The sequence below is a fragment of the Phycisphaeraceae bacterium genome (genome assembly GCA_020851465.1).
Lineage (GTDB): Bacteria > Planctomycetota > Phycisphaerae > Phycisphaerales > Phycisphaeraceae > JADZCR01.
This window is the reverse complement of sequence record JADZCR010000001.1, coordinates 17,084-42,736: the sequence shown is the minus strand read 5'-3', so window position 1 is coordinate 42,736 and position 25,653 is coordinate 17,084. Positions and strand designations below refer to the sequence as shown.

At 59.8% G+C, this 25,653-nt stretch carries 18 protein-coding genes; 12 read left to right on the top strand and 6 right to left on the bottom strand.

Features of this window, described 5'->3' with window-relative positions:
- Nucleotides 1-49 precede the first annotated feature (49 nt).
- On the top strand, nucleotides 50-1,699 hold the full coding sequence (locus IT444_00190; protein MCC7191171.1) for a HAMP domain-containing histidine kinase: 1,650 nt from the start codon (nucleotides 50-52) through the stop codon (nucleotides 1,697-1,699).
- A gap of 31 nt (nucleotides 1,700-1,730) precedes the next feature.
- Nucleotides 1,731-2,750 carry a diguanylate cyclase gene (locus IT444_00185; protein ID MCC7191170.1) on the top strand — a complete coding sequence of 340 codons (1,020 nt, stop codon included), beginning with the start codon at nucleotides 1,731-1,733 and terminating at the stop codon, nucleotides 2,748-2,750.
- Nucleotides 2,751-2,754: 4 nt separating this feature from the next.
- Here IT444_00185 and IT444_00180 read toward each other — a convergent pair whose 3' ends face one another.
- Nucleotides 2,755-4,089, bottom strand: coding sequence for a hypothetical protein (locus IT444_00180; GenBank protein MCC7191169.1), 1,335 nt, complete (start codon nucleotides 4,087-4,089; stop codon nucleotides 2,755-2,757).
- A gap of 69 nt (nucleotides 4,090-4,158) precedes the next feature.
- Here IT444_00180 and IT444_00175 point away from each other — a divergent pair, with 69 nt between their 5' ends.
- Genes IT444_00175 through rmuC form a run of 3 tightly spaced genes read left to right on the top strand, consistent with a single transcriptional unit; the run spans nucleotide 4,159 to nucleotide 7,121 of the window.
- Entirely contained in the window at nucleotides 4,159-4,839 is a 681-nt protein-coding gene (locus tag IT444_00175; protein MCC7191168.1) for a hypothetical protein, read from the top strand.
- A gap of 9 nt (nucleotides 4,840-4,848) precedes the next feature.
- A complete protein-coding gene (locus IT444_00170) occupies nucleotides 4,849-5,556 on the top strand; it encodes a hypothetical protein (protein ID MCC7191167.1) in 708 nt (235 codons plus the stop codon).
- Nucleotides 5,557-5,609: 53 nt separating this feature from the next.
- Complete coding sequence (gene rmuC, locus IT444_00165) at nucleotides 5,610-7,121, top strand: DNA recombination protein RmuC (GenBank protein MCC7191166.1); 1,512 nt, start codon at nucleotides 5,610-5,612, stop codon at nucleotides 7,119-7,121.
- Nucleotides 7,122-7,154: 33 nt separating this feature from the next.
- Here rmuC and purU read toward each other — a convergent pair whose 3' ends face one another.
- On the bottom strand, nucleotides 7,155-8,012 hold the full coding sequence (gene purU, locus IT444_00160; GenBank protein MCC7191165.1) for a formyltetrahydrofolate deformylase: 858 nt from the start codon (nucleotides 8,010-8,012) through the stop codon (nucleotides 7,155-7,157).
- A 190-nt stretch (nucleotides 8,013-8,202) separates the two neighbouring features.
- On the opposite strand from purU, the gene IT444_00155 reads away from it, so the two are divergent.
- The 7 genes from IT444_00155 (at nucleotide 8,203) to IT444_00125 (ending at nucleotide 17,471) form a co-directional block, all read left to right on the top strand.
- Complete coding sequence (locus IT444_00155; GenBank protein ID MCC7191164.1) at nucleotides 8,203-9,084, top strand: amidohydrolase family protein; 882 nt, start codon at nucleotides 8,203-8,205, stop codon at nucleotides 9,082-9,084.
- Nucleotides 9,085-9,133: 49 nt separating this feature from the next.
- The gene (locus IT444_00150) at nucleotides 9,134-10,033 is read left to right on the top strand and encodes a hypothetical protein (GenBank protein MCC7191163.1); all 900 of its coding nucleotides are present in this window, start codon (nucleotides 9,134-9,136) and stop codon (nucleotides 10,031-10,033) included.
- Between the two features lie 41 nt (nucleotides 10,034-10,074).
- Nucleotides 10,075-10,902, top strand: a complete 828-nt coding sequence (locus IT444_00145) for a M55 family metallopeptidase (GenBank protein ID MCC7191162.1) — start codon at nucleotides 10,075-10,077, stop codon at nucleotides 10,900-10,902.
- A gap of 99 nt (nucleotides 10,903-11,001) precedes the next feature.
- Nucleotides 11,002-12,222: a DegT/DnrJ/EryC1/StrS family aminotransferase gene (locus tag IT444_00140; protein MCC7191161.1), complete on the top strand. Its 1,221-nt coding sequence runs from the start codon at nucleotides 11,002-11,004 to the stop codon at nucleotides 12,220-12,222.
- Nucleotides 12,223-12,279: 57 nt separating this feature from the next.
- Entirely contained in the window at nucleotides 12,280-13,209 is a 930-nt protein-coding gene (locus tag IT444_00135; GenBank protein ID MCC7191160.1) for a carbohydrate-binding family 9-like protein, read from the top strand.
- A 162-nt stretch (nucleotides 13,210-13,371) separates the two neighbouring features.
- Entirely contained in the window at nucleotides 13,372-16,011 is a 2,640-nt protein-coding gene (locus IT444_00130) for a heparinase II/III family protein (protein MCC7191159.1), read from the top strand.
- A gap of 155 nt (nucleotides 16,012-16,166) precedes the next feature.
- Entirely contained in the window at nucleotides 16,167-17,471 is a 1,305-nt protein-coding gene (locus tag IT444_00125; GenBank protein MCC7191158.1) for a DegT/DnrJ/EryC1/StrS family aminotransferase, read from the top strand.
- Nucleotides 17,472-17,628: 157 nt separating this feature from the next.
- Here the strand turns inward: IT444_00125 and IT444_00120 are convergent, their stop codons facing one another.
- The 4 genes from IT444_00120 to IT444_00105 all read right to left on the bottom strand — a co-directional run bounded on the left by IT444_00120 (nucleotide 17,629) and on the right by IT444_00105 (nucleotide 25,650).
- Entirely contained in the window at nucleotides 17,629-21,486 is a 3,858-nt protein-coding gene (locus IT444_00120) for a hypothetical protein (protein ID MCC7191157.1), read from the bottom strand.
- Nucleotides 21,487-21,638: 152 nt separating this feature from the next.
- On the bottom strand, nucleotides 21,639-23,426 hold the full coding sequence (locus IT444_00115; protein ID MCC7191156.1) for a sulfatase: 1,788 nt from the start codon (nucleotides 23,424-23,426) through the stop codon (nucleotides 21,639-21,641).
- Between the two features lie 13 nt (nucleotides 23,427-23,439).
- A complete protein-coding gene (locus IT444_00110) occupies nucleotides 23,440-25,473 on the bottom strand; it encodes an alkaline phosphatase family protein (protein MCC7191155.1) in 2,034 nt (677 codons plus the stop codon).
- A gap of 3 nt (nucleotides 25,474-25,476) precedes the next feature.
- Nucleotides 25,477-25,650 carry a hypothetical protein gene (locus tag IT444_00105; protein ID MCC7191154.1) on the bottom strand — a complete coding sequence of 58 codons (174 nt, stop codon included), beginning with the start codon at nucleotides 25,648-25,650 and terminating at the stop codon, nucleotides 25,477-25,479.
- Nucleotides 25,651-25,653: the final 3 nt, after the last annotated feature.

Below are 25,653 nucleotides of genomic sequence, written 5' to 3'. Positions count from 1 at the left end.
TTTAATACGGATCGGCAAACTGCCGATGCCGCCCATCGGAGCATGGGAGATGACCCAACCTGGGGCAGCGTCGGTTCCTTCCAAACCCGCGATTGAAGCGGTCCGCCCGCGCTACGCGCTGGAGCGGCGGATCGTCGTCTGGACACTGGTGATGGTGATCGTGCCCACACTGGCTTGCGCCGTGTGGCTGAACTTTTCCGTCCGCCGTGCCTGGGAGCAATCCCTGCAACAAGGCACATCGCTGGTGACGCAGACGGCGGCCACGGCACTGTCGGGTCGGATGAACTCGGCAGGACAGGCGCAGGCACAGGCTGTCATCGAAAACTTACTGCTCGACAAGCGTATCGCATTCGTGTCGATCACGGATGCGGAACATCAGATCGTCCATCTGCGTGTGGTCGATCACCCGGCGTGGTCGTCTTACTGTGAATGGCGTGGCGTGGCGGAAGCCCCGCCGATGGATCGTCCGCTCGTGCTGGGCGAGGAACGTGATGTGGCGATCTGGCGTGCGCCGGTGTGGGACACGCCGCCGACACGTCGCGCGGTGCGTGGCGGGGTTCCGACAGGTGAGCTTGCCGACCCGCATCTGTGCGGGTTTGTCATCGTCGGTCTTCGTGACCGACACATCGCGGGCATGGTTGCGCAGCTCGAAGCTGCGGAGTTAGGTGTCGCCGGCGTGTTGTGCGTCCTGGCGTTGCCGATTGTCGCCTGGGCGGTGCGGCGATGGACTCGACCGTTGCGTGAGCTGGTGGCTGCGACGCAGCGGCTGGGTGAAGGTCAGACTCCCGGCGTCGTGAAGGTCCGCTCGCAGGATGAACTGGGCCAGTTGGCGCAGAGCTTCAATGACATGGCGGGAAAGCTGGGCGTCGCGCGGGCTGATCTGGTGCGCGCGAATGCCGACCTCGAAAGCAAGGTGCTCCAGCGCACCGCCGAGCTGGAGCGTGCCAAGCGTGATCTGGAACACGAGATCACGGAGAAAAACGAGTTTCTCCGCGCGGTGAGTCATGACCTGGGCGCGCCGCTGCGCAACATCGGCGGAATGGCGACGATGCTGCTGATGAAATATCGGGATACGCTGGCACAGGACGCCTGTAACAAGCTCGAACGCATCCACGCCAACGTTAAAGCGCAGACCGATCTCATCAACGACCTGCTGGAAATCTCGCGCATCCGCAGCAAGCCCGGCCGCCGTCAGGAGGTGGACCTCCACGCACTGGTGCAGGAACTGGTTGAGAGTTTCGCCTACGACCTTGACGACCATCGGATCGCGCTGGAGCTGCGCGGTCGGTTGCCGGTGGTCATGGTGGAGCGCACGCGAATCCGTCAAGTTTTCCAAAACCTGATCGACAATGCGATCAAGTACATGCTCGATGCGACGGAGCGTCGGATCATCGTCTCGAGTCGCGTCGATGGCGGCGACTGGCGGTTCAGCGTCACCGACACGGGTCGGGGTATCGCGGAAACTGATCTGCCCCAGATTTTTCAGCTTTACCGCCGTGCGACGCACTCCGGCTCGCATCATGTCGCCGGTCGCGGTGTCGGCCTGGCGAGCGTCCGCGCAGTGGTGGAAACCTGTGGCGGCCGCATCTGGGTCGAAAGCAGACTCGGTGCGGGCAGCACATTCCACTTTACGCTTCCGCGTGAAAAACCGCAGCAAGCGGCGGTGATGAATGGTGCGGATAGCGGGCTTACCGGTTAAGTCGTACCGTCCAGCCGCCGATTTTTTCCATATGACCGCGCCCGGCCTGCATCTGCTGGTCGTTGAGGACGACCCCGACACGGCGAGTCTCATTGCCGAGACTTTGCGCGATCATTTCGGCCCGCATTCCGTGCAGCACCTCGCATCGCTTGAGGAAGTGCGCACCGCGGACATCTCCCAGCTGGACGCGGTGCTCTCCGATATGAATCTGCCGGACGGCACCGGACTGGATGTGCTTAACCACGTCCTCAAGCATCGGCCCGATCTGCCGGTGATCCTTGTGACCGGCGAGGGCATCATGGAAAACGCAGCCCGCGCCATTCAACAGGGTGCGTACGACTACATCGTCAAGGCCGGTGATTACCTCTTTACCATCCCGCTGATGGTCGAAAAAAATCTGGCGATCTACCGCACGAAGCAGGAAAACAGCCGCCTGCAGGAGGAATTGACGCGCACGCTCAAGGATCTGAGCCGGAAAAATAATCAGCTTGAAAGCGCAGTGCGGCAGTTGGAGACGGTGGCCGCGACAGACCCGTTGACGGGACTGGCGAACCGTCGTGCGTTCAATCAGGCGTTGGTGCGCGCCTTCGCCGAAGCGACGCGCCACAGCCAGGACTTGTCGTGCATCATGATCGACCTTGACGGCTTCAAGCTGCTCAATGACACGCTGGGACACCAGCGGGGCGATGAGTTGCTCCAGCATGTCGCGCGGGTGCTGGAAAATTGCTGTCGCGCCAGCGATGTTGCGGGACGGTTCGGCGGGGACGAGTTTGTCGTGCTCCTGCCGCAGACGGATGAAGTCACCGCGGCCCAGGTTGCCCAGCGCATTGCCGATGAGTTTGCCCATGTCGTCGAGACGATGCTCAAGGACACGCCGGTCGCCGGCCGGGTGACGATGAGCATGGGGCTTGCCTCGCTCTCCGCCGGCGCAGCCGCCAATCCCGATGCGCTGATCGCCCAGACGGATCACGCGCTCTATCGCGCCAAGCAGACCGGCCGCGCACGATTAGTCAGCTATTCAGGAATGAAAGAAATCACCACGTCCGGTTGACGGGTCACATGTCCTGCCAACGCTTGGGTTTTTCCTTCGGCTTGGGAGTCGAATCATCAGCAGGCTTGTCTGAGTCGGCGGGAGTTTCCTTTTTCTTCCCGCCGCCTGTCGCATCCTGCCAGCGACGGGGCTTGTCGGACTTCTGCGCTGCGTCATCAATTGCGGGTTGTGTCGTCGGAGCTTGAACGTCTCCGGCATCTTCCGCTTTGTTTGGCTCGCGATCGACGGACGGCTGCGAAGTTGCGTCCGGCTTTGGTGCGTCGTCGGCATCCTTTCGCCGGGCCTCCAACGTCTCAACGATCCTGCCCGGTCCATCCTTGACGCTCTTACGCAGCTCAGCCTGCGCCATCTCCAGAAATGACTTCTCGTCGTAGCCGCGCGATTCGATCAACTGCGCGAACTGATCCTCCGTCAAGCCCAGTTTCAACTCGCTCAGCGGAATCGCCTCGAAAATCCGCTTCACCGTCGTGTTGCGGCTTTGCGATGCAGCGGTGGTCTTTGGATCGGGTACCGTGCGGATAATCGCGATCTGTGCGCCCTGCCGCTTGTCGCCGGCAATCCACTCGCCGCCTTCGACGACACGGCTTGTCGCGTAGCCGCGCACACGCACCCGGACGCCGAACGCGCTCTGACTCTGGAGCGTCACCAGTGCGTCACGCTGACGAAAACGGCGGTCGAGGTCATCCGAATTGGCGTAGCTGCTCGTGCTGCGCGTGGTCCGACTGCTCAACGAGTCGCCGTTGAGGATTTCATCACGGTAACGCTCCGCCTCTGCATAGCTGCTCGTGCGGTCGCGGCTGTCAACGCTGTCGTCGGATTGTTTCCTGGCGCGTTCCTTGCTGCTCGTCAGCGCATCACGATCGATGAGCACGATATTTTTGACAATCATGTCCGCCGGGCCGAGCACCTGTTCGACGGTTCCGCCCCTGATCCAGCCGTACTCTCCGACCCCCATTCGCGGCAGAGGTAATGCAAAGGCTTCGACTTCCGCGCGATCGGGTTTGATGGTCGTGCTCTGTACGACCATGCCGTTGGTTCGTTCGACGGTGCGGGTGAGCTGGCTTTCCGCTTCATTGACCGTTAAGCCCCGTGAGCTGGGGTAGCGCGAGTCGTAGCTGGGCACGCAGACGTAGTCACCCTCATAGAGCGCGTAATGTCGTCCGATGATCTGGGAATATTTCCGAAAGAGGTCGGGCCTGCGCACAGGCTTGTCAGGCTGTGTCGTTGCCGGGGTGTCGAATTCGTCCGCACCGGCGGGCAGTCCGAGCAGCGCGATGAGTGCGGCGGCGAGCAGCGCCGTCACAGCGATCGTCCGTCGGGCGGTCTTGAGAGTGGTCATAATGCTCGACTAACTATAAGTGGTCGTGGCCGCACGAACCACAGGAAACAGGATAAAGCGGACGAATTCATGGCCGGCAGCGCGGAAAAATACGCCTCGCGGGGCGGTTTGAAGCTCGAAGCTGCACTCGACGCCTGGGGGGACGGCATCGCCGGTGCCGTCTGCGCCGATCTGGGTTGCAACGTCGGTGGTTTCACGGACTGTCTGCTCCAGCACGGGGCATCGAGAGTCTATGCCGTCGATACAGGCTACGGCACCCTGGCGTGGAAGCTGCGGCAAGATTCGCGCGTGATCGTGATGGAACGGACCAACGCTCTCCATACTGACCCGTGGACGATCGCGGGGTTTACCGGCGTCGATGTGGTGACGATCGACCTGGCGTGGACTCGGCAGGAGCGGGCGATTCCCGCTGCGCTCGCGTGGCTGCGGAAATCTTCTTCACCGGAGCCGACTACTTCAGGCACCATTTCGGGACTTTCTACATCGGCAGTTCGTCACGGCTGTATCGTCACGCTCATCAAGCCGCACTATGAAGCCGACCGTCAGACGCTGGCTCGCGCCAACCGCGGTGTGCTCGATCCTGCCGACGCAAAGCGTGTGGCAGACGAAGTGCTGGCGTCGTTACCCGCGCTGGGAGTGCGCGTCTTGGGATGTATCGAATCGCCGATCCTCGGCGGGGCGGGCAAAGGTAAACGCGGTAATGTCGAGTACCTCGCGCTGCTGGAACGGGCGGATCAGACTTGCCGGTAAAATAGGCCCATGCTTACTCATTTTCGACAGCGCATCGCGCAGAAGACGGCGGACATTCATGCCCCTCCGGTGCTCGTCGTGGCACTGGGTGACAGCGTGACGAACGGCATGTTTGCTCATTGCGTGCTGGATCAGGAATCGGTCTATCACCATCAGCTGTGGAAAATGCTCTGCAAGCGGTATCCCGACTGTGTGTTCAGCATGATCAATGCCGGCATCGCGGGTGACCATTCGCAGGGCGGTCTGGCGCGACTCGACCGGGATGTGATCCGCCACCAGCCGGACCTGGTGATCGTCGGCTATTGCCTCAACGACGCCTGTCGTGGTGACGATTACTTGCCGAACTACACGCATGCGCTGGCGGAGATCATCGCGCGGACGCGCAAGGAAACCCACGCAGATGTCATCGTGCTGACACCCAACTTCCTCGTCACGCGCGACAACGACCGGATCCACTCGGAGCATCGTGCTGCCAACTACCATGAAGCGTTTATGAAGGTGCAGCACGGCGGAACGCTCGCGCGCTTCGCGCAGGCGGCACGACAGACCGCCGCAAAGCATCACGCAGCCGTCGCCGATGTCTTCGCCAAGTGGGAATCCATGGCAAAGCTCGGCGTGGACACCACCGCCATGCTATCCAATGGTCTGAACCACCCGAACGCCCAGGGACAGCGCATCATCGCCGACGAAGTGATGAAGCTGATCGAGGCACCTTAGTCCAGCCTCCGCAGGCGGTCGCGGAGCGATGGAGTTTGTCTGAGGAGTTTGCAATGCCTCAAATCATCCTTCTGGTCATTGTCATCCTGCTGCTGGTGGTGCTGCTGGCACTGGTCTGGTCGCTCCGTTCGGCACGCGGCCCCGACGCAGCATCGGCACAGTTGGAAGCCCGCCTGCTGGCTTTCGAGCAGGTGCAGGAGCGCAGTGAGCGAGCCTCGCGCGATGAAGCTGCCAAGTCCCGCGAGGAATCCGCCGCCGCCGCCCGAAGTCTTCGTGAGGAGTTGGCCGGTGCGCTGCGTTCCATCCATGACACGCTCCAGCAATCCGTCGCCAGCATCTCGACGCTGCAGAAAAATCAGCTCGAGTCCTTTTCCGTGCAGTTGAGCAAGCAGACGGAGGCGAATCAGCTCTCGGCCACGCAGGGCCGCACTGAGATGGCGGCCTCGCTTAAGGCGTTCACCGATTCGACGCTCCAGCGCATGGTTGAGATGACCAGCCGTCAGCAGCAGCAGTTCGACGCCTTTTCGCAGCGTCTGAGCAACTTGATCCAGAGCAACGAGCAGAAGCTCGAAGCGGTACGTCAAACCGTTGAGCAGAAGCTCGCTGCGTTGCAGGAAGACAACGCCAAAAAACTGGAAGCGATGCGTCAGACCGTGGACGAAAAACTTCAGGGCACGCTGGAAAAACGGCTCGGTGAAAGTTTCAAAACCGTCGGGGAACATCTCGAAAAAGTGCAGAGGGGTCTCGGTGAAATGCAGGTGCTGGCGACAGGTGTGGGTGACCTGAAAAAGGTGCTCAGCAACGTCAAGGTTCGCGGTACCTTCGCAGAAGTTCAACTCGAAAAGCTGCTCGAACAGATCTTCCCCATCGAGCAGTACGCCAAAAACATCCCGACCATCAAAGGTTCGTCCGAACGGGTGGAGTTCGCCATCAAGTTTCCCAATCCCGAAGGCGACGGAGCGCCGCTGTGGATGCCCATCGACGCGAAGTTTCCCGTTGAGGATTACCACCGGCTCGTCGAAGCCACCGAAAAGGTCGATCTGGAAGGCATCGAAGCTGCGGTGAAGGGACTCGAATTGCGGGTGAAGGCTTCCGCGCGGGATATTGATGAAAAGTATCTCCATCCACCCGACACGACGCCGTTCGGCATCATGTTTCTACCCACAGAAGGGCTGTACGCGGAGGTACTGCGCCGGCCGGGTTTGCTGGAATCGATCCAGCGTGAGCATCATGTCGTGATCGCCGGCCCGACGAATCTCATCGCCTTGCTGACGAGTTTTCAGGCGGGGTTTCGGACGCTGGCGATCCAGAAGCAGTCGAACGAGGTCTGGAAACTGCTCGGTGCGGTCAAAGCGGAGTTCGGCAAGTTCGGGGATATTCTCGATAAGGTTCAGAGGAAGCTCGCCGGCGCGTCGAACGAAGTGGAGGACGCCGCACGAAAGAGCCGGACAATCGAGCGGAAACTTCGCTCCGTGGAAGTTCTGCCGACAGGGGAAGCTCAGCAACTGCTCGGTGAGGAGTTGGCTTCATCTGAAGCGCTGGATGCACGGGAAGAGGATGCGTAATCGGGTAAGGTTCGGCAACGTGCCGTTTTCGACTCAGTGAAACACCACGGTCTTGTTCTGGTTGAGCAGCACACGGTCCTGCACGTGGTAGCGCAGACCGCGGGCGAGCACGGCTTTTTCCACGTCCCGCCCCAGCCGCACCATGTCGTCGATCGTGTCGCTGTGATCCACCCGGATCACGTCTTGCTCGATGATCGGGCCTGCGTCTAGATCAGTGGTCACGTAATGACAGGTCGCACCGATGAGCTTCACCCCTCGGTCAAAGGCCTGGTGATACGGCCGGGCACCGACGAATGACGGCAGAAAACTGTGATGGATGTTGATCATGCGTCCGAGATGGCGGCTGCACATCTCCGCGGGCAGCACCTGCATGTATCGTGCCAGCACGATCGTGTCCGTGTGGTGCTCCTGAATCAGGGCTTCGGTCCTGCGGAAGGCTTCATCACGGGCCTCAGGCGGGACGGGCACATGGTGGTAGGGAACGTTATGCCATTCGACGAACTTTCGCAGTTCGTCATGGTTGGAAATCACGCAGCGCAGATCAAAGTCCAGTTCGCGGTTGCGCCAGCGGTGCAGCAGGTCGCTCAGACAATGATCCTGATGACTGACAAGGATGGCTACTTTTTTCTTTACTGCCGAGTCGGTGATGTTCCACGTCATGCGGAACTCTTCGGCGATGCGGCGGAACTTGTCGCGGAAGGCATCGAAGCCGAACGGCAGGGAGTCCGCCATCAATTCATGCCGCATGAAGAAACTGTTGTTCGACGGATCGGAATGGTGGCTCGCCTCCGTGATCCAGCCGTTGTGTGCCGCGAGGAATCCCGCCACTGCCGCCACGATGCCGACGCGGTCGGGGCACGAAATGGTGAGAATGTATCGGCGGTCCTGCATGTGGAATGGCGGCGATCGCGGCGTACTTGCCGCATGAAGCAGGGATCATAAAGGATGGCTTGAAGCCTCCACAACCGGCGACGGCTTTCGACCGGGAAAACGCGCACCCGTGGGTTGGGAGGAATGCTGCATACGAAATCCGGGTCATCTGCAAATTTTCTGAGCCATTTTCCCGTAATATTTCCGTCCCATGATGATCGACTCACACCAACACGTATTCTGGCATGGCCGCGATGACGCAGGACTCATTGCCGACATGGACGCGCACGGCATTGATGTTTCCTGGCTGCTCTCCTGGGAAATCCTGCCGCATGAGGACAGCCCCGGCTATCACGGCGTGCTCAACCCGCTGCACTTCCGTGATGACGGCACGCACAAGGGAATCCCCCTGAGCGACCTGCTGCTGGCGCGCGACCGCTACCCCGGCCGCTTCATCGTCGGCTATTGTCCGCACCCGGCCCGCGCCAGCGCGCCCAAGGCTTTTGAAGCGGCCTATCGCATCCACGGCGTCCGCGTCTGCGGCGAGTGGAAGTTCATGATGCCCTTCGATGATCCGCGCTGCATCGAGCTGTTTCGCAAGGCCGGTGAACTGCACTGTCCGGTCGTTCTCCATCTCGACTGGCCCTGGTGCCCCGATGCGCAGGGCAATCGCGTGTATCAGCCGATCTGGTACGGCGGCACGGTGGAAAATCTCGCCCGCGCGCTGGAATCATGTCCGCAAACCAACTTCATCGGACACGCGCCCGGCTTCTGGCGCGACATCAGCGGTGATGCGGACACCGACCCCGCCATGTATCCGCGCGGTCCGATCAAGCCCGGCGGTAAAGTCATCGCCATGCTCGAGAAGTATCCGAACCTCTTTGCGGACCTCTCCGCCGGCTCCGGGCGTTACGCACTCGAACGCGACCCCGATCATGCGAAAAAATTCCTCACACGCTTTCAGGACAAGCTGGTCTTTGGTCGTGACTACTACGAACAGGACCTGCACAAGTTTTTGCTGACTCTAAATCTTGATGAAACAGTAAAACGCAAAATCTATTCAGAAAACGCACAGAAGCTCGTGAAGCTCTGAATCCCTTAACGCCGCGCCTGCCGCGGACACCACCCAGGAAGAATGAACAATGGCTGACCTCCGCATTGGCATGATTGGGTTAGACACCTCGCATGTGTCGGCCTTTACCAAACTCCTCAACGATCCCACCAACGAACACCACGTGCCGGGCGGCAAGGTGACGGTCGCTTTTCCGGGCGGCTCACAGGACATCGACCTGTCGCGCAACCGTGTCGAGGGTTTTACGAATGAGCTACGGGATAAGTGGGGCGTCAAGATCGTCGATTCGCCCGAAGCTGTCGCCGAAGCCTGCGATATTCTCTTTCTCGAAAGCATCGATGGTCGCGTCCACCGTCCGCAATTTGAGCAGACGGTCAAATACCGCCGTCCGACATACATCGACAAGCCGTTCACGATCAACAGCAGCGATGTCGAGGCCATTCTCAAGCTCGGTAAAGAGCACGGCGTGCCGGTGATGAGCTGCTCGGCTCTGCGTTATGCCGATAACTTTGCCCAGGCAGTCAAGGAAAAGAAGGGCAACATCTTCGGCATCGACGTGCACGGGCCGATGGCGGAGATTCCGCAGATACCCGGCTTGTTCTGGTACGGCATCCACGCGGTCGAAATGGTGATCACCGCGATGGGTACCGGTCTCAAAGAAGTACACGCGGTCAGGAACAGCGACTTTGATCTGGTCACGGGTGAATGGACTGATGGCCGCATCGCCACCGTGCGCGGAACGCGCAAGGGACACGGCACATTCGGTGCGCTGCTGCACGACCAGAATCGGGCGACTTACATCGACCTCCAGGTTCCACAGCGGCCGTATTACGCCAGCATGCTCAGCGCGATCATGTCATCGCTGCCGCAGGGCAGGAGTGATATTCCTGACGCTGAGATGATCGAGGTGATCGACTTCATCGAGGCTGCCAATGAATCGCGGAAAACCGGCCACGTCGTCAGACTCTGAAACCATCGAACCGGACACCACAGCGACGAGCAAGCAGACCCATGATTGTTTTCATCCTCACTGACATGGAAGGCGTTGCGGGCATCGATCACTGGGACCAGTGCTACGATCCCGATGACAACTCACCTAAGTACCGCTACGGCCGTGAACAGCTCACGCTCGACCTGAATGCGACGGTCGCAGGCGCGTTTGACGGCGGCGCAACCGAGGTGCGCGTGCTGGACGGTCACGGACGCAATAACAACAAGGGCTTCATCCCTGAACTGGTTGACCAGCGCATCAGGAAATGCTGGATCGACAGCCGCGATCCGCTGCGGTGGGAAGGTATCGGGCCTGAGGTCAACGCAGTGGCGGTCATCGGTCAGCACGCGATGGCGGGAACGATTAACGGCTTCCTCGACCACACGCAGCGTGCGCGGGTCATCACTCGATTGCTCATCAACGGTCAGGAACACGGTGAGCTGAGCCAGTGCGCGGCGTACTTCGGTCACTACGGCACACCGCTGGTTTTCACCTCCGGCGATGAAGCACTCTGTGAGGAGACGCGCCGTCTGTTCCCCTGGGCGCGGACGGCTGCCACCAAACAGGGTACGGGCTGGGCGACCTGTGAGCTTTTCCCGCTGGGGGAGGTTCGGGCGAATATACGGCGTGAAATGGCGGCGGCTCTCCGCGAGTTGCCGAAGATGAAGCCCTGGAAACTATCCCTGCCGATCGATGTCGGCATTGAGTTCAATTGCAGTGAACTGTGCGACCAGATCGCCAAGGTTCCCGGTGTACGTCGGCCAACCGGCCGCCTCGTCCAGTGGCGTATCGGCGACGCCCGCGACATTTATTCCATTCCTCACACAGGCTGGCTTCCAGTGCGATAAACTGATGGGTTGTCTCACGCCCCTCCGCCTCCGTGGTGCTGGGGACAAAGGATGTCCGTTCAGCAGTATCTTCCTTCGACCAATCGGAAAGGATTGACCTTGTCCACGAATACCGCTACTCATCAACCCGTCCGTACAGCACCGTTTCCCGGTTTGCCCGCACGCTTCGACGGCAAAGAGGCTGAGTATCTGCTCGACGCGCTGAAGCGGAACAACCTTTTCTATAACCAGCCTGACGGTTACGTCTCGCGGCTGGTCAAGCAGGGCGCCCAGGCACTCAACGCCCGGTATGCGGTTGCCACGTCGTCAGGCACGGCAAGCATCCACGCGGCGATCGGTGCAGTGGGCGTCGAGGCTGGCAGCGAGGTGATTACCTCGCCGATTACTGACATGGGCACCTGCATTGCGATTCTTTATCAGAACGCGATTCCGGTTTTTGCCGATGTCGATCCTCACACCTACAACATCACCGCCGCGTCGATCGAAGCGGTGATGACGCCGCGCACCAAGGCGGTCGTCGTGGTCCACCTGACGGGAAATCCCGCCGACATGAAGCCCATCGTCGAGTTGTGCAAAAGGCGGAATGTCGCGCTGGTTGAGGACTGCGCCCAGGGATGGGGTGCCAAATACAACGGCCGCGCCGTCGGTAACGAGGGGCAGGTCGGCGCGTACAGCCTCAACAACTTCAAGCATCTATCTTGCGGTGACGGCGGATTGTGCATCACCAACGACGATCAGCTTTATTACAACTGCCACAACTTCGCGGACAAGTTCTACGACCGCGCCAACAAGGGCACGCGGATGACTTGTCTGGCTCCCAACTATCGCATGAGCGAGTTGCAGGGAGCTGTCGCGCTGGCGCAGTTGGATCGACTCGATGCGATCGCCAACAAGCGGCGTCAGTTGGGTGATCGACTCAGCGATGCGATTCGTGGTATTCCGGGCGTCGAGCCGCCGCGCACCGTCGCAGGCGCGCAGCCGAGCTATTGGTTTTACATGTTCCGAATCGATCAGTCGCGGGCGGGTATGTCTCGTGATGAGTTCGCCAACCGACTGAATGCTGAGGGCATCAGTTGCGGCAAGGGCTACATCGCCAAGGCGATTTACCGCGAGCCGGTGTTTCAGACGAAAAACTTTTTCGCTGGCGGCATCTGGCCGGCTGAAGTCATCGCGAAACGGACCTACGACTACACGCAGGTGCAGACCCCTGTTTGCGATGAGGTACTCACCACATCGGTCACGCTGGCGATCCACGAGGGGCTGAGTGTCGCCGACGTGGACGACATGGCCAGAGGCATTCACAAGGCCGCAGGTCGTTGATACTGCAAAGGGTCTCACGAATCGCAGAGGATGCATCGTGTTTATGAAGGAGGTCCGGTGATTATCCGCATTGCGGTCGTCATTGCCGTTTTTGCTTCGACACTTCTGGCACAGACCACGCAGCCCTCGCTGGATGACCGGCGCACGGAAGACGGCCCTGCGCGGCCGACTGACCCGGCTGCGCGGCTTGAAATGATCCAGCTTGCTCACCAGCACAAGCGCGAGCTGCTCGCCAAATATCCGCCGCCCGTCGTCATGTGTAAAAAAGTCAACGATGGTGCGATCAAGATCGACGGCAAGCTCGACGACAAAGCGTGGAAAGACATTGCGGAAGTTTCTGCCTCACGTGAGACACGCAGCGGGGTGGAACAAACGCAGAAGGCTCACGTGAAGCTCGCATGGGATGACCGCTATCTCTACATCGCTTTTGACTGCCGGGACTCCAATATCACCGCCACGCTCAAGGGGCGCGACGCCGCGCTGTGGAGTCAGGACGCCGCCGAGGTTTTTATCGATGCCGATGGCGACGAGATGAGTTACGTGGAGCTGGAGGTCTCACCTGCCGGTGAGTTTTATGATGCCGCGATCGCGGACTACCGCCCGGAGACGGACTGGGCATCCCGCAAGATGGACAACCTCAACATTGAGAAGAGTCTGAAGTTGCTCGAGGCGAAGGAAACGAAGTGGGCCGTACAGGTCAAAGGCACGCTGAACGATTCGAGCGATGAGGATGATGGCTGGACATGCGAGCTGGCGGTGGCGTGGAGCGATCTGGTTGCAGCCGGCCCGGTGAGTCCGCGTGGTCTGCCGCCACGAGACGGTGACCAGATGCGGATCGGTCTGTATCGGATCAACTACACCCCCGCGCTCCCCGCCCAGGGAACCGCGGCAGGAAAGCCGGAGACTTTCGAGCTTGGCGCGTGGAACCCGACGCTTACGTGGTTTCACTGCACATGGTCATTTGGGTATGTCATCTTTGTGAAATAGCAATGCCCCGTATGAGACGGGGCGTTTTCATCGTATCGCTATGAATCCCGGTTACCTATCTGCGTAACGAGTAATTTTCACGGGATGAGGACTCGCGGTTAACCTATGCCGCCGTCCTTTCTCCACCGTGAGATGGAATAGTTGTTTTTACAGGATTTTCTGATGTTTCATCCCTCTGCCCTGATTGATACCGCTCGGCGGAACATTTCCCGTTATGACTGGGCGCGGGCGATCCGCGACGAGGCTGTCGCGCAGGCTGCGCCGTGGGCTGGGCGGAGTGAGGAGGAGTTGTGGTTGATGATGTTCGGGCCGACGATCACGCGGGCGTGGCATGTGTGGTCGAACGGCTTTTGTCCCAGTTGCCGAGCCAGCGTCACGATGTATTTGTGGAAGACCGATCCGTTCACCATGCCCTGGAAAGTGGCCTGCCCGCACTGTCAGGAGCAGTTCCCCAAGAACGATTTTGAGAAGTACCACCGTTCGGGTCTAAACGCAGCGGGCATCTTCGATGCGAAGCTTGCCGACCGCACGCTGCTGTTTAATACGGAGCATCCCGACCCGACTGACCCGTTGCATTTCTTTGGTGTTGATGACGGGGAAGGCTACGTCACCCCCGGCAGTGATGGCGCGGAGCGGTGGCGCTTCATCGGTTACTACCTCATCTACGGCCAGTGGAAAAGGCTCGTGGTCGAGGGGATCAGACGGTTGACTACGGCGTATGTGCTTACCGGCGATCCGCTCTATGCGCGCAAGGCTGGCATCCTGCTCGATCGCGTCGCCGATCTCTATTCGAGTTTCGACCACAAGACGCAGTCATGGGTTTATGAAACCGTTCGCACGGATGGTTTTGTGTCCACCTGGCACGATGCCTGCGAGGAGACGCGCGACATGATCCTGGGCTACGACGCGGTGCGCGATTCGCTGAAGCGGGATGTCGATGCGGCGCGTTTCCTTCAGGAAAAGAGCCTTCGCCACGGGTTGCGCAGCAAGGCCACTCCAGCCGACGTCTGCGCGAACATCGAGGAAGGGCTTATCCGTACCGCGCTGCGTGAAAAGCATCGCATTCATTCCAACTATCCGCGTCAGGAGATCGCAGTGATGGTTGCACTAGCGGTACTGGACGCGGAGGCCAATCGCGCCGAGTTCGATGCCATGCTCGACGAGGTAATCAAGACCGCCACTGCAGTGGATGGCGTCACCGGTGAGAAGGGTTTATCCGGATACACCTGCTTTACGATTCAGAGCCTCGCAATCTTTCTGATGCAGATCGAATACTCCCAGCCCGGACGATTGCGGGAGCTTTTCATCCGACATCCCAGACTCGCCCGCACCTGGCGGTTTCACATCGATACGTGGATCTTGCAGCGGTACTACCCTCAGTCCGGCGACAGCGGATACTTCGGCGGACAGGTCACCCAATACTGCGGTGTCTTCGCGCGGTCGTCGAATATGGCGGTATCCGGCAGCCCCATCGACCCTTCCATGTTTGCGTTTCTCCATCGGCTTTACGAAATCACCGGCGATTTTGCCTATCTCCAGCTCATTTTTCTCCTCAACGGCGGAAACTCCCTGCATGTGGGACGCCATCTGTTTGAGGCTGACCCCAATGGTCTGGAAAAACAAGTCGCCCACGTCATCGCACAGCACGGACCAAATCTCAAGGTGCACTCCATCAACCTCCAGGAGTGGCATCTGGCGATTCTCCGCTCCGGTGCGGATGAACACGCCCGCGCTGCGTGGATCGACTATGACTCCGGCGGACATCACTCCCACGCTGACGGCATGAATATCGGCCTTTGTGCCTTTGGGCTCGACCTCATGCCCGACTTTGGCTACCCGCCTGTGCAATACGGCGGGTGGAACTCGCTTCAATCCACTTGGTACAGAAAGACCGCATCACACAACACCGTGGTGATCGACAATCAGGATCAGTCGTTCTTCGCACGCACCATGCCTGCCGGCAGGACGACGCTCTGGGGGCTGACCGATTCGGTGCGTGTCATTCGCGTGTCGGGTGCTGACATCGCGTTTAAGTTGTACGCGGGTCAACCGGAAGTCCCCGGCCCCAAACAGTACGAACGCACGCTGGCGACGATTGATCTTTCACCACAGGACTTTTACCTCGTGGATATTTTCCGTGTCGTCGGCGGTCGCGACCACGCCAAGTTTCAGCACAGCTTCACTGGCAGCGTCACCACACAGGGACTTACGCTCAAGCCTGCCGATGTTTTCTCCGCCGACACCTTGATGCGGAATTTCCAGACCGATCTCCGGCCGGCAACCCCCTGGCGGGTTGATTGGAAGATTCATGATGAGTACGGCTACCTGCCTCGCGGGGCGGCACAGCCGCATATCGGTCTGCGCTACACCGATCTGACGCACGGGGCGTCTGCTTCGCTCTGCGAGGGTTGGGTCAGCATCGGATTCTTTGATTCCCCCAACAAGGAGGCGTGGATCCCGCGAGTGATGGTTCGTCGGACAGCTGATACGGCACCGTTGGCGTCGTGCTTTGTCAGCGTCGTCGAGCCTTATAATGGAGAGTCAAAGCTTCGTGCGATCCGTCGCCTGCCGCTGCATGACGAGCACGGTAGAGAATTGGGTGACATGGATGTGGCTATCGAAGTCGAGCTGGCCGATGGCCGTAAGGATTTGATTGTGGCCCTGGACGCGGAGAGAGTGTCAGGTCAATCTCCACCGGGCAAGGTGATTCAGAGGGATTGGAATGTTACGATTAATCACGAGTTCACCCTCTTCCGCCGCAATAGCACGGGACGGGTGACCTCGATCGAGTTCAACGGCTGATACCCTCGGACAAAACCGTTGCGAGGGTTTGAGAGCGGAATGACGGGTTGATGTTAAACGTAAAATCGTATAAAATATTTGGTTGTGGTTAGTCGTTGATATGGTATAATCGTGATTTTACGTGACTGATTCCACCTGCTTTAAGGAGAATGTCCGTGACCACACAGACGCTTGAATCAGAACAGTTGGCTATTCTTGGCGGCCCCAAGACTGTGCCGCAGTTCATCCCCGATCTGTTCCACTGGCCGATTGTCACAGCCGAGGATGAGGCTGCGGTTCTCGATGTCATGCGTACCGCACGGTTCAGCGGGACCGACATCACGCGACAATTTGAGAAGGAGTGGTCGGAATATCAGGGTGTGAAGTTCTCCCTGGGAAACTGCAATGGCACGGCTGCGCTGCTGGCGGCGATGTACGGCTGCGGCGTCGGTCGCGGCGATGAGATCATCGTCCCCAGCATGACGTATTGGGCCAGTGCTCTGCCCTGTTATGCCCTCGGTGCGACGCCGGTCTTCTGTGACATCGACCCCGTTTCGCTCTGCATGGATCCCCATGACATCGAGCACCGCATCACCAGCCGTACCAAGGCAATCGTGCCTGTCCATTACTGCGGTTATCCCGCGGACATGGACCCGATCATGGCTATCGCCCGCAAACACGGAGTGAAGGTCATCGAGGACGTCAGCCACGCCCACGGAACGTACTACAAGGGCCGTCTCTGCGGCTCGATCGGCGATGTGGGCGCGATGTCGATGATGGGGGGTAAGAGCTTCGCCATCGGCGAGGCGGGCATGCTTTCGACCAACGATCAACTTATCTACGAGCGTGCCATCGCGCTGGGACATTACGAGAGAACCGGCGAAATCAAGGATCCGCACCTGGCTAAGTTCGCTGGCCTGCCGCTTGGCGGCTACAAGCTGCGCATGGTGCAGACGGCCTCGGCGATGGGTCGCGTGCAGTTGAAGTACTACCCCGCCCGAATCAAGGAGATTCAAGCGGCTATGAACCGCTTCTGGGATCTGCTCGAAGGCGTCCCCGGCCTGCGGGCGCATCGCCCCGACAAGGAAGCCGCAAAACAAGGCTCGACCATGGGCGGCTGGTACAACCCGCTGGGTCACTACATTCCCGAAGAGCTTGGCGGCCTGCCTGTGGCGCAGTTCATCGAAGCAGTCGTGGCTGAGGGCGGTTTGTCCGGTCGCGGCTGCAACACGATCCTCCACACGCATCCGGTGCTCAATCAGGCGGATGTGTACGGCGACGGCAAGCCCACACGCATCGCCTTCGCACAGCGCGATGTACGCCAGAGTCTCGGTTCACTGCCCGTCAGTGAAGCGTTGCTGCTGGGCGGCCGCTGCTTGGGTATCCCGTGGTTCAAGCACGACCGCAAGGATGCCATCGAACGCTATGCGGCAGCATTCAAGAAAGTCGCGCTTCAGGCGGACAAATTGGTGAATCGCTGATCGCACGATGTCACGCGGTTGATGTTCCCTGGTCTTCTACTCGCTGAAAGTGCGCGTCAAACGCACATAGCTGCAGCGCGTGCGCATAGCTCACCCGTGTACATAGCTCACACAGCTCACGCAGTCGGCATTGCGACTTGATTGGTCGTCAGGTGCATCACGGTTTGATTTCGTAGATGCGTACCGCCGTCGGACCGTAGCTGTATCCGTAGCCGCTGGGCATCATCCGGGGCAGTTCGCGGTTGGGATCTTTGACGAAGCCCAGCATGTCACCCTCGACGCCGCCTGCTTCATAGCCGTAGGTATCCACACCGGTGAAGTCATCGGTGAAGAAGCCGTCCTCGGCAGTCAATTCACGGTTCTCAAAGAGCGGTCGGATTTTCGTGCCTTTCTTGAGGCCGGGTATGTTGATGCGGACTTTGGCCAGCAGGGCGCGGTCGATGCCGACGCTGTCCTCGCAGAAGACGCGCACGACTTTGCCGTCACGTTCGAGCACGGAGTAATCCCACAGTGCGCGACCGTTCTGCGTTAGATAAGCGAACCCATCCACGAGCTTGCCCGTCAGACCGGATTGATCCGCATCAAGCTCGATCTTCACCCAGTTGCCTTTGGCGGCAGCGATATCAGGGGAGACGACCTTGAAATCGCCGGCCTTGTAGGTCGTCGCATCCACCTTGGCTTTGTATCCGTCGGCGGATTTTTTCATATCGTCGGCCCACTTCTGGCCCATGAGTTTGATCGCCAACTGATACGTGGGCGGGTCGAATACCCAGTTGATGTCATGCCACACGGAGTGTTCAAGCTCGGAGAACATGACGACGTTGCCGTAGTCCGCCTGGAACTTGGCGAAGTCGAACTTGCCGATGACGCCGGCATGTGAAAATCGTCCGTCGCCGCGCACTGCGACCATCGCCCAATCGGGTGTCTCGTTGGGATCGATCCAGACCCACTGCACGATTTTGTCGCCTTTGCGTACCAGTTCAGGCAGAGGCAGCCCGCGGAATCCGTGGATGCGGATGCCCGCGGGACGGAACCATAACTGGTTATGCGTGTCGCCTTCGTGGCTGGCGTTACCGCTCTTTTTCGTCTCGGTGTTCCACTTGAAGGAACCGATCTGCACCGGGCCGGCATTGGTCGCCAGGATATAGGTCTTGCCCTCGTAGCTGGTGACCTTGTGCGAGACGTTCGGCTCGAAGGTGACTTCTGGAGCCTTGTCGAGGCTGTTGAGCGGCTTTTCAAGGTGGCGCAGCTCGCCCGCCAGACCACGATTGAAGGTCGGATCACCGATGCCTTGAATCATCGAGACACCCGCTGATCCGCGGATGATGTTCTCGTAGCTCTCAAAGCGATAGCGCTCGAAAGGTGTGTTGTCGTAAAGCTGCGGGAGATAAACCCAGGCGGTCGGCTCCTTGCGATAACGCTTCATGTAGGGGGTGAAGATGACGTTGAAATCCATCGGTCCCCACATTTCCGTTTCGGCGTGATCGATGTCATAGAAGGGCAGGTGGGAAAGCCACCAGGCGTTGTACGCGCCGCTGGTGCTGATGGCGGTGGGGCGCTGGGACTGAGCGCGGATCTGCTCGTTGAAGGCTTTGTGTTTCTCGACCAGAGCAGCGTTGTTGTAGTCGATCACCGCTTCCCATCCGCCGGTGTTGAGGCTGACGACATATTTCATTCCCCCGCCGGCGACCCATGCGTCAAAGGCGGTTTTCTGCGCCGCGTTAAGCTCGCTGACGACTGCCGTGCCGCCGATGGACGGATCGGGCTTGGCCTGGAGGGAATACAAGCCCCACTTGTTGAACATGTCCGCCATTTCCTCGTTTTTCATACCCTGCGTCAGACGGTGACCGGTCAGCCCCAGTTGCGCGATGATGGCGGGGGTATGGGTCGTCCGCGTGTTCTGGTGCGTGGCGCCGAAGATGTAGCGCGGCTGGCCGTTGATGAGAATCGCGCCGTCCTCACGGATCTCCACCTTGGTGATAGCCGGTTGCGTGGGCGGTGCCTGCATCCGGCCAAAGGGATCGCTGACATCCTCGAAGAGCACCTTGCCGGCTGCATCGAGACCTCGAAGTCTCAGCGCGGTGTCGCGCATCGGGTTGTCATGCGGGTGGACCGACAGCCGGGATAGGTCGAGTTTGGTGACCAGCAGCCGTGCGCGATCCGCCCACCATGCGTTAGTAGGCAGGTTGAACTCATAACTCTCCGTCTGCGCCTTGGGCAGGCCGTCGAGCGATGCAGCAAACGCAGCTTTGAGATCAGTGATGGGAGGCAGTGATTCGATAACGGACTGGTTGTCACCGGCTCGGACCAGCGCCAGCTCGATCTTCGCGGTTCGCGCCAGGGTGTCCGAAGCGACGCCGAGGTTCATCGTCGTCGTAACTGGATTTTCACCGGGCAGGTTGTAGTGGCGTGCCACGTCAAAGTCCACGACGACCGGCCAGGTATTGAAGGCGTAAGTGGAAGCGGCGATCGTCTGGCCGTCCCGCTGGAGTTCAACCTTCAGCGAGCCTTGCGCGGATAGATCGCCCGCCAGATGGCTGATCTCGTAAGGGGTCTCGATGACACCCGTGGCGTTGGCGGCAATGGTGACCGGAACTGACTCGGTAACGGTCGGCTGCTGGCCCGGTAGGGTAGTCGTGAGTTTGACCTTGTAAGTACCCGGCGTGCGCAGTCGGACGCGGAGCGTATTCAATCCGTAGAGTCGATCTCCCAGATCGACATCGGCACTGAGTGACGGCGGAGTGACGGCTGCGGCGGGATAAAACTTCACGTCCGCTGCCGGTGTGCTGCCGCGTTCGGAGACGTGAAGGTTGTCAAACCAGACCGTACCGACTTGGCAGGCATAGGCACGGGTTCCTGCGTCGTCGAGCGTGTGCGCATTGAACCCGCGTGCCGCCAGTCGTACCCGCACGCTCTTCATGGGTTGATCAAAGGGTGCGGCAAAGAATTTCCGTACATAGCGCCAGTCGAAGGTGCCATTACCGTACGTCGCGGTGCCTCCGGTGGAGTATTCGGGCTGTGTGGGATAGACGCTCTTGAGTGAAGCACCGTCCTGATCGACCAGACGGACATCAATGAGCTTGGCGCGGTCAGCCTTGACATAGACGCCCACCTCGATGACGCCCGGCGTGGTCTGGTTGAGCACGATGGCGTCACTCTCGATGTATTTTTCATCACCCGGATACACATCAAAACGCAGCGACTGCTTACCGGAAAACGCCACCAGCGGATCGACACTGACCGCTCCGCGATTGTCACGGAAGGCGTGATTCCAGTCGGTCCAGACGTAATAGGTCGGCCCGATCGCACGGTACTTCTTCTGCGCGGACCAGCCCGTCGGGTTGCCCTGTGCGTCGGCCTCCTCGAAGCCGGGGTTGGGAATCAGATTGGCTGCGCCGCTCTGTTTTTCTGTGATCGAAACATCGTCAAACTCACCAGGACCCGTCAGCGTGACCGTTACCTGTGCGGCAGGGTTGATCTGATCGGCAGGTAACTCGGCGGTGACGAGCTGCCAATCTGCGCCGCCGCCCTTGGCGGTCACGCCGTTACCCTTGCCGGCGGAGATGGTGATTAATCCTTCGCCCCGAACCCAGGCGGTGACCTTCAGCGGTAGATTGAACTTCGCAGCATCAATGCCTTTGATGGGGAAATTCGATGCGCCTGCCCAGGCACTGCCTCCGTCCTGAAATTGCGCGCCGGGTAACGTCTGCACCGCCGTCTGTCCAGCATCGAGCTTCAGAGCTTTGCTCCCGCTGTGCGGCCGGTCGCTCGACCACGACTGCCCCTTGGGGAAAGCCCAGTAGTCGGGAATCAGATCCTGCTGGTTGTAAAACCAGTCACCTTTGAAGGAGAGCACGTGGCCTTCAGCGCGGGTGTTGACGAAGTCCTCCTCGAAGCCGGGATTCTTGGCCATGTTGCCGTTCCAGCCCGGTTCGACTTGCGCTGAAAGCGGCGAAACCAAGGCGGCGGAGAGGCCGAGCAGAGCGGCGCGGATCGCGCGTCGGGAAACATTCATGCCAGTGATCCTCATGGAAGCATTGAAATCAGGTTGGAGCATCCAGCCATGACGGCGGGTATTGACGCATATTTGCCGCGTTGCGCGGGCGCGTCAAGTGACCATTGCTCGATGAAATCCACGGTTGAAAATACGGTACCCGTGCGGAAAAGTCAGCGTGTGTAGCCCAGCGAACGGAGTTGCCGGAGCGTCTCCTCGTCCGGGGTCGCGGTGTTGCGCGGCGGGGCTGTTTTTCCCAGCGATTTATGACGGCGGAGGCTCAGGCCGGGTCGCACAGTTTCATTGCCTGTCATGACCGGATCGGAGAGGTCGGTTTCGAGCGTCACCTCCGTGGGCAGCGCAGTCGGCAAGGAGCCGCTTTCTCCGAGACGGACCTCTGCCGGCGAGGGAATGCCGTTGTGTTTGAAGTCGAGTCGGATACCCGCCGTCGGATCGGACAGCTTCAGGTATATCCGCCGCTGTTTTCCGCGCGGATAGACCACGAGCTTGATGCGTGTTCCATCTTCGGAAGGCTCAATGCGGTCACGCTCTGCATCGAAGTCGATCGGAATGAACAGCGCGAACTTTCCCGCGGTGGCTTCGAGCGATACTTCAAAGTCGCCGTCACCCGCAGCGGTGATCATCCAGTATTCATCTTCGCGCGCCACGTCGTGAAGAAAATTCACCAGCGTCTGACCGCTGCCCTGCGAGCCAGTGATGGTTTTGCTTTCGTCAGGGAGCTTGAAAACCTGCGTCACGCCGTCGAGCAGCGAGTAGGTCGCCTTCCACTCGTTGAGCACTGCGCCGTACACGATTTTGCCCTCCAGCACCGCCTTGGTTTCCATCTGGACGAGTCGCGGCGGCAGGGGCACGTCATCGAGCAGCAGCCGGAGATCGTTGCCGGTGAATTGTGACGGAAGGGTGAAGCCGCACGCGGTAAGAATGGTCGGGGCTACGTCGAGGAGCGTGACCTGTTCGTCGAAGCGTCGGGTGGAAGTCTTCAGGCCGGGAAACCTCATCGCCAGCGCAACACGGATTTCCTCTTCGTACAGCGAGGCTCCGTGCAACGTCCAGCCGTGCTCGTCGAATGCTTCCCCGTGATCCGAAAAAAGCACGACCAGCGTGTTCGGCGGCAGTTTGTCGAAAAGTTTGCCCAGCTCGTCATCGAGCCAGGCGAGCTGCGCGTCGTAGCTGGCAATCAGACTTTCCTTCGCCTTGGCGTCCAGATCATTTCCCGGAAATCGGTGCGACTCCGCCAGTTCCCGCGACTGTGCTCCGCTGAGCGTAGCCCCCATCGCTTTCTTGAAAGTCTCAGGTGCATCGTAAGGATCGTGCGCGTCGTAGTAGTGGAGAAAAAGAAAAAAGGGAGCGTTGCCCTTGTCAGTGGATGCGTCCCCGGACTGATGTCTGCTCATCCATTGGATCGCTTCGCTGGTGATGTTGCCGCATTCACCTTGCGGTGTATCGACGGCAAACTCGCGCCACTCGTCAAAACCACGGTTGAATCCCCAGTGTGCCCGCATCTGGCCGTTGTTGACCAGAGCGGCGGTTCGGTAGCCGTGGGTCTGGAGTATTTGCGGCAGGGTGGTGAGGGAGTCGGGTAAGACCTGGTTAATGCTGTCCACTCCGTTCTGACTGGGCAGCATCGACGTGAAAAGTGACATATGCGAAGGCAGCGTCCAGGGAGCCTGAGCGCGAGCCTGACTGAATACCGCTGCGCCGTCCTGTGCGAAGAAGCGTTCGATATTCGGCGTGGTCTTTCGCGCATAGCCATAGAGGGAGAGATGATCGGGGCGAACAGTATCGAGAGAGATAAGGACGACGTTAGGCTGGCGGCTGCGCGAGGTTGTGGAGGCGGAGTGGCTTGAGCCGGGGTGATTGGGCAGCATCAGCCAGACGCCGATACCGATGACGATCAGAACAGCCAGGACAAAGAGAAAGGCGGTAGCGATAGGTCGCACGATGTTCCTCTTTTTACGGGGTGCCTGACAGAAAAGCCTCGACCGCCGGCGCGACACCCATCAGATTCTGAGCGGTCAGTGATGGGTCACTGGAAAAGAATACCCCAGGAACCTCATCGGCGGCGATGCAGTGGTCGCCGCTCCATTTACTCACATTGGTCTGGGTTGTTTCCACCGGCACGCCACCCCATGCGGTGGACCACGACGCGCGGTATCCCCTCGCGTAACCGACGACCAGATCAGGTGCGCTGGCCGATATCTCGCGCCCTTCAGCGAAAATCGTTACGTTCTTGATGGCTTTGTCTCCCGTGACCGGGTCGATGAACGCTTCAAGGTCAGCTTTGATCTGCGCCAACAGTGCCGCGGCGTCGGTGGGTTTGACGATGCCTTCTCCCTCGCGACCGGCGAGGTTCAGGTAAACAGCATTGATCCCCAGCGCGTAAGCGCGTGTCCTGGACCAGTCCACACCCTTGAGAAAATCTTCCGAGGATTCGACACCTGGCTTGAGTGTCAGATAGCCCAGCCTGCGGAGTACTGCGTTGAGGTGGACACCGCGGCGAAACGGCGCAAAGCCGTGATCCGAAATCACCAGCAGCGTACCGCGATCACCCATTGCCGCCCGGACACGACCCACCAGCGCATCAAGCTGACGGTAATGCTCTGAGATGACGTCGCGGTGAGCGGCTGTCTCGGCGTCGTTATACAGCGCATGCTGCGGGTCGATCGTGCGCCAGAACATGTGCTGAATGATGTCCGGCGCCTCGAAATACGCAAAGAGCATCCCGCGATTTACCTGGGCCAACTCGTGGAACAGCATCCGCTCGGTTTCATCCGTGACACTGCGGCATTGATCGAGAAGCTCATCATCACTGATGACGCCGTCCTTGAGCGCCTGGAAGTCGAACGGCATCCCGCGTGTGTGATAGTGGCCGATGTGTCGGTCCAGCTCCGCGGAGTATCCCTTCGGATAGCTGATGACATACCGAGGCTCGACCGGATCGAGATTGATCGGCGAGAAATAGAGCGTGGTTTGCTGGGCGGAATGGTGCAGGATGGCGCGTGTGATGCCTCGGATTTTTTCGAGATTCAACGCACCAAAGCGAAACTCCACGCTGATCCAGTCGCTCCAGCCGTCTTGTCGCAGCGGGTAGGTTTTGCCCTGGATTTTCAACGTCGGCTGCGGCTTGGAGCCAAGGTCGATTTCAAAGGATTGTGTTGCGACGGATTTTTGTCCGGTGACATAAGGCCCCGGCAGATCGCCGCGTAGCGTTGTGCCGTTTGCGACAAGGTTGAGAATGATGCCGCGAGGCTCTTCGAGTTTCACCGGGCTGGTGGAGAAGAACGCATAGGTTCCCTCCGTGCCGCGTACATCCCAGACACCCATGCCGGCGAGCAGGCGGCCGTTGAGCTTTGGCGCGGGAAAGGTCAAGGGCAACCGCAGAGCCACCAGACCTTGCTCGCTGATGGATCCGTGATCCCAGAACGGTTCGCCGCGCCACGGGAGCTTGCCGTTACGGCGGTCGGCGATCGAGATATCGGGGAGGTAAGTCCGGGGGTCTCGCTTGATGAAATCAAACACGCCGTGTGAAGCGGCATCGCGGCTGGTGATGAATGACGACCAGGCGACGGGGCTTTGCGGCGGGGTGACGGTCGCCAGCCGACGGTACACACCCTCGCCGGCCAGACGCGCGAGATTGGGGAGTTTCCCTTCGGCCAGGAACTGATCGCACAGTCCGGGATCAAGCCCGTCAAGCGCGAGAATCACGACGCGCTGTTTTGCGGCAGCGGCAGGGGGGGCGGCGGGATTTTGGGCTTTTCGGAAAAACGCCACGCCGCCAACGATACCACCCGCCAGCAGCACGAGGAGCACAACCATCCCTCGGTGTGTGTTCAGCAGACGCCAGAGGTGACGGCCCCAGAGCTTGAGCAGAGCCATCGCAACACCCAGACCACCCAGCAGGGAAGCCAGCAGAACACCCCAGATCGACGGCGGCAGCCCGCCGGTGGGATCGATGTACGCCCAAAGATTGATTTCGTGGGCCGGCACGCCTTAAAGGTATCCGAGCGCCCGCAATTGCTCGCGCACACGGGCTTCCTCTTCCTCGCGGGTCAACGGCTTTTCGACGGGTTTGCCGCCACGCGGCCCGCCGGTTTTTCTCGTGGCGGTCGGCAGAATCTTTTTTTCACCTGATTCATTCGACGGCTTTTCTTTTCGCTTGTTCATGCT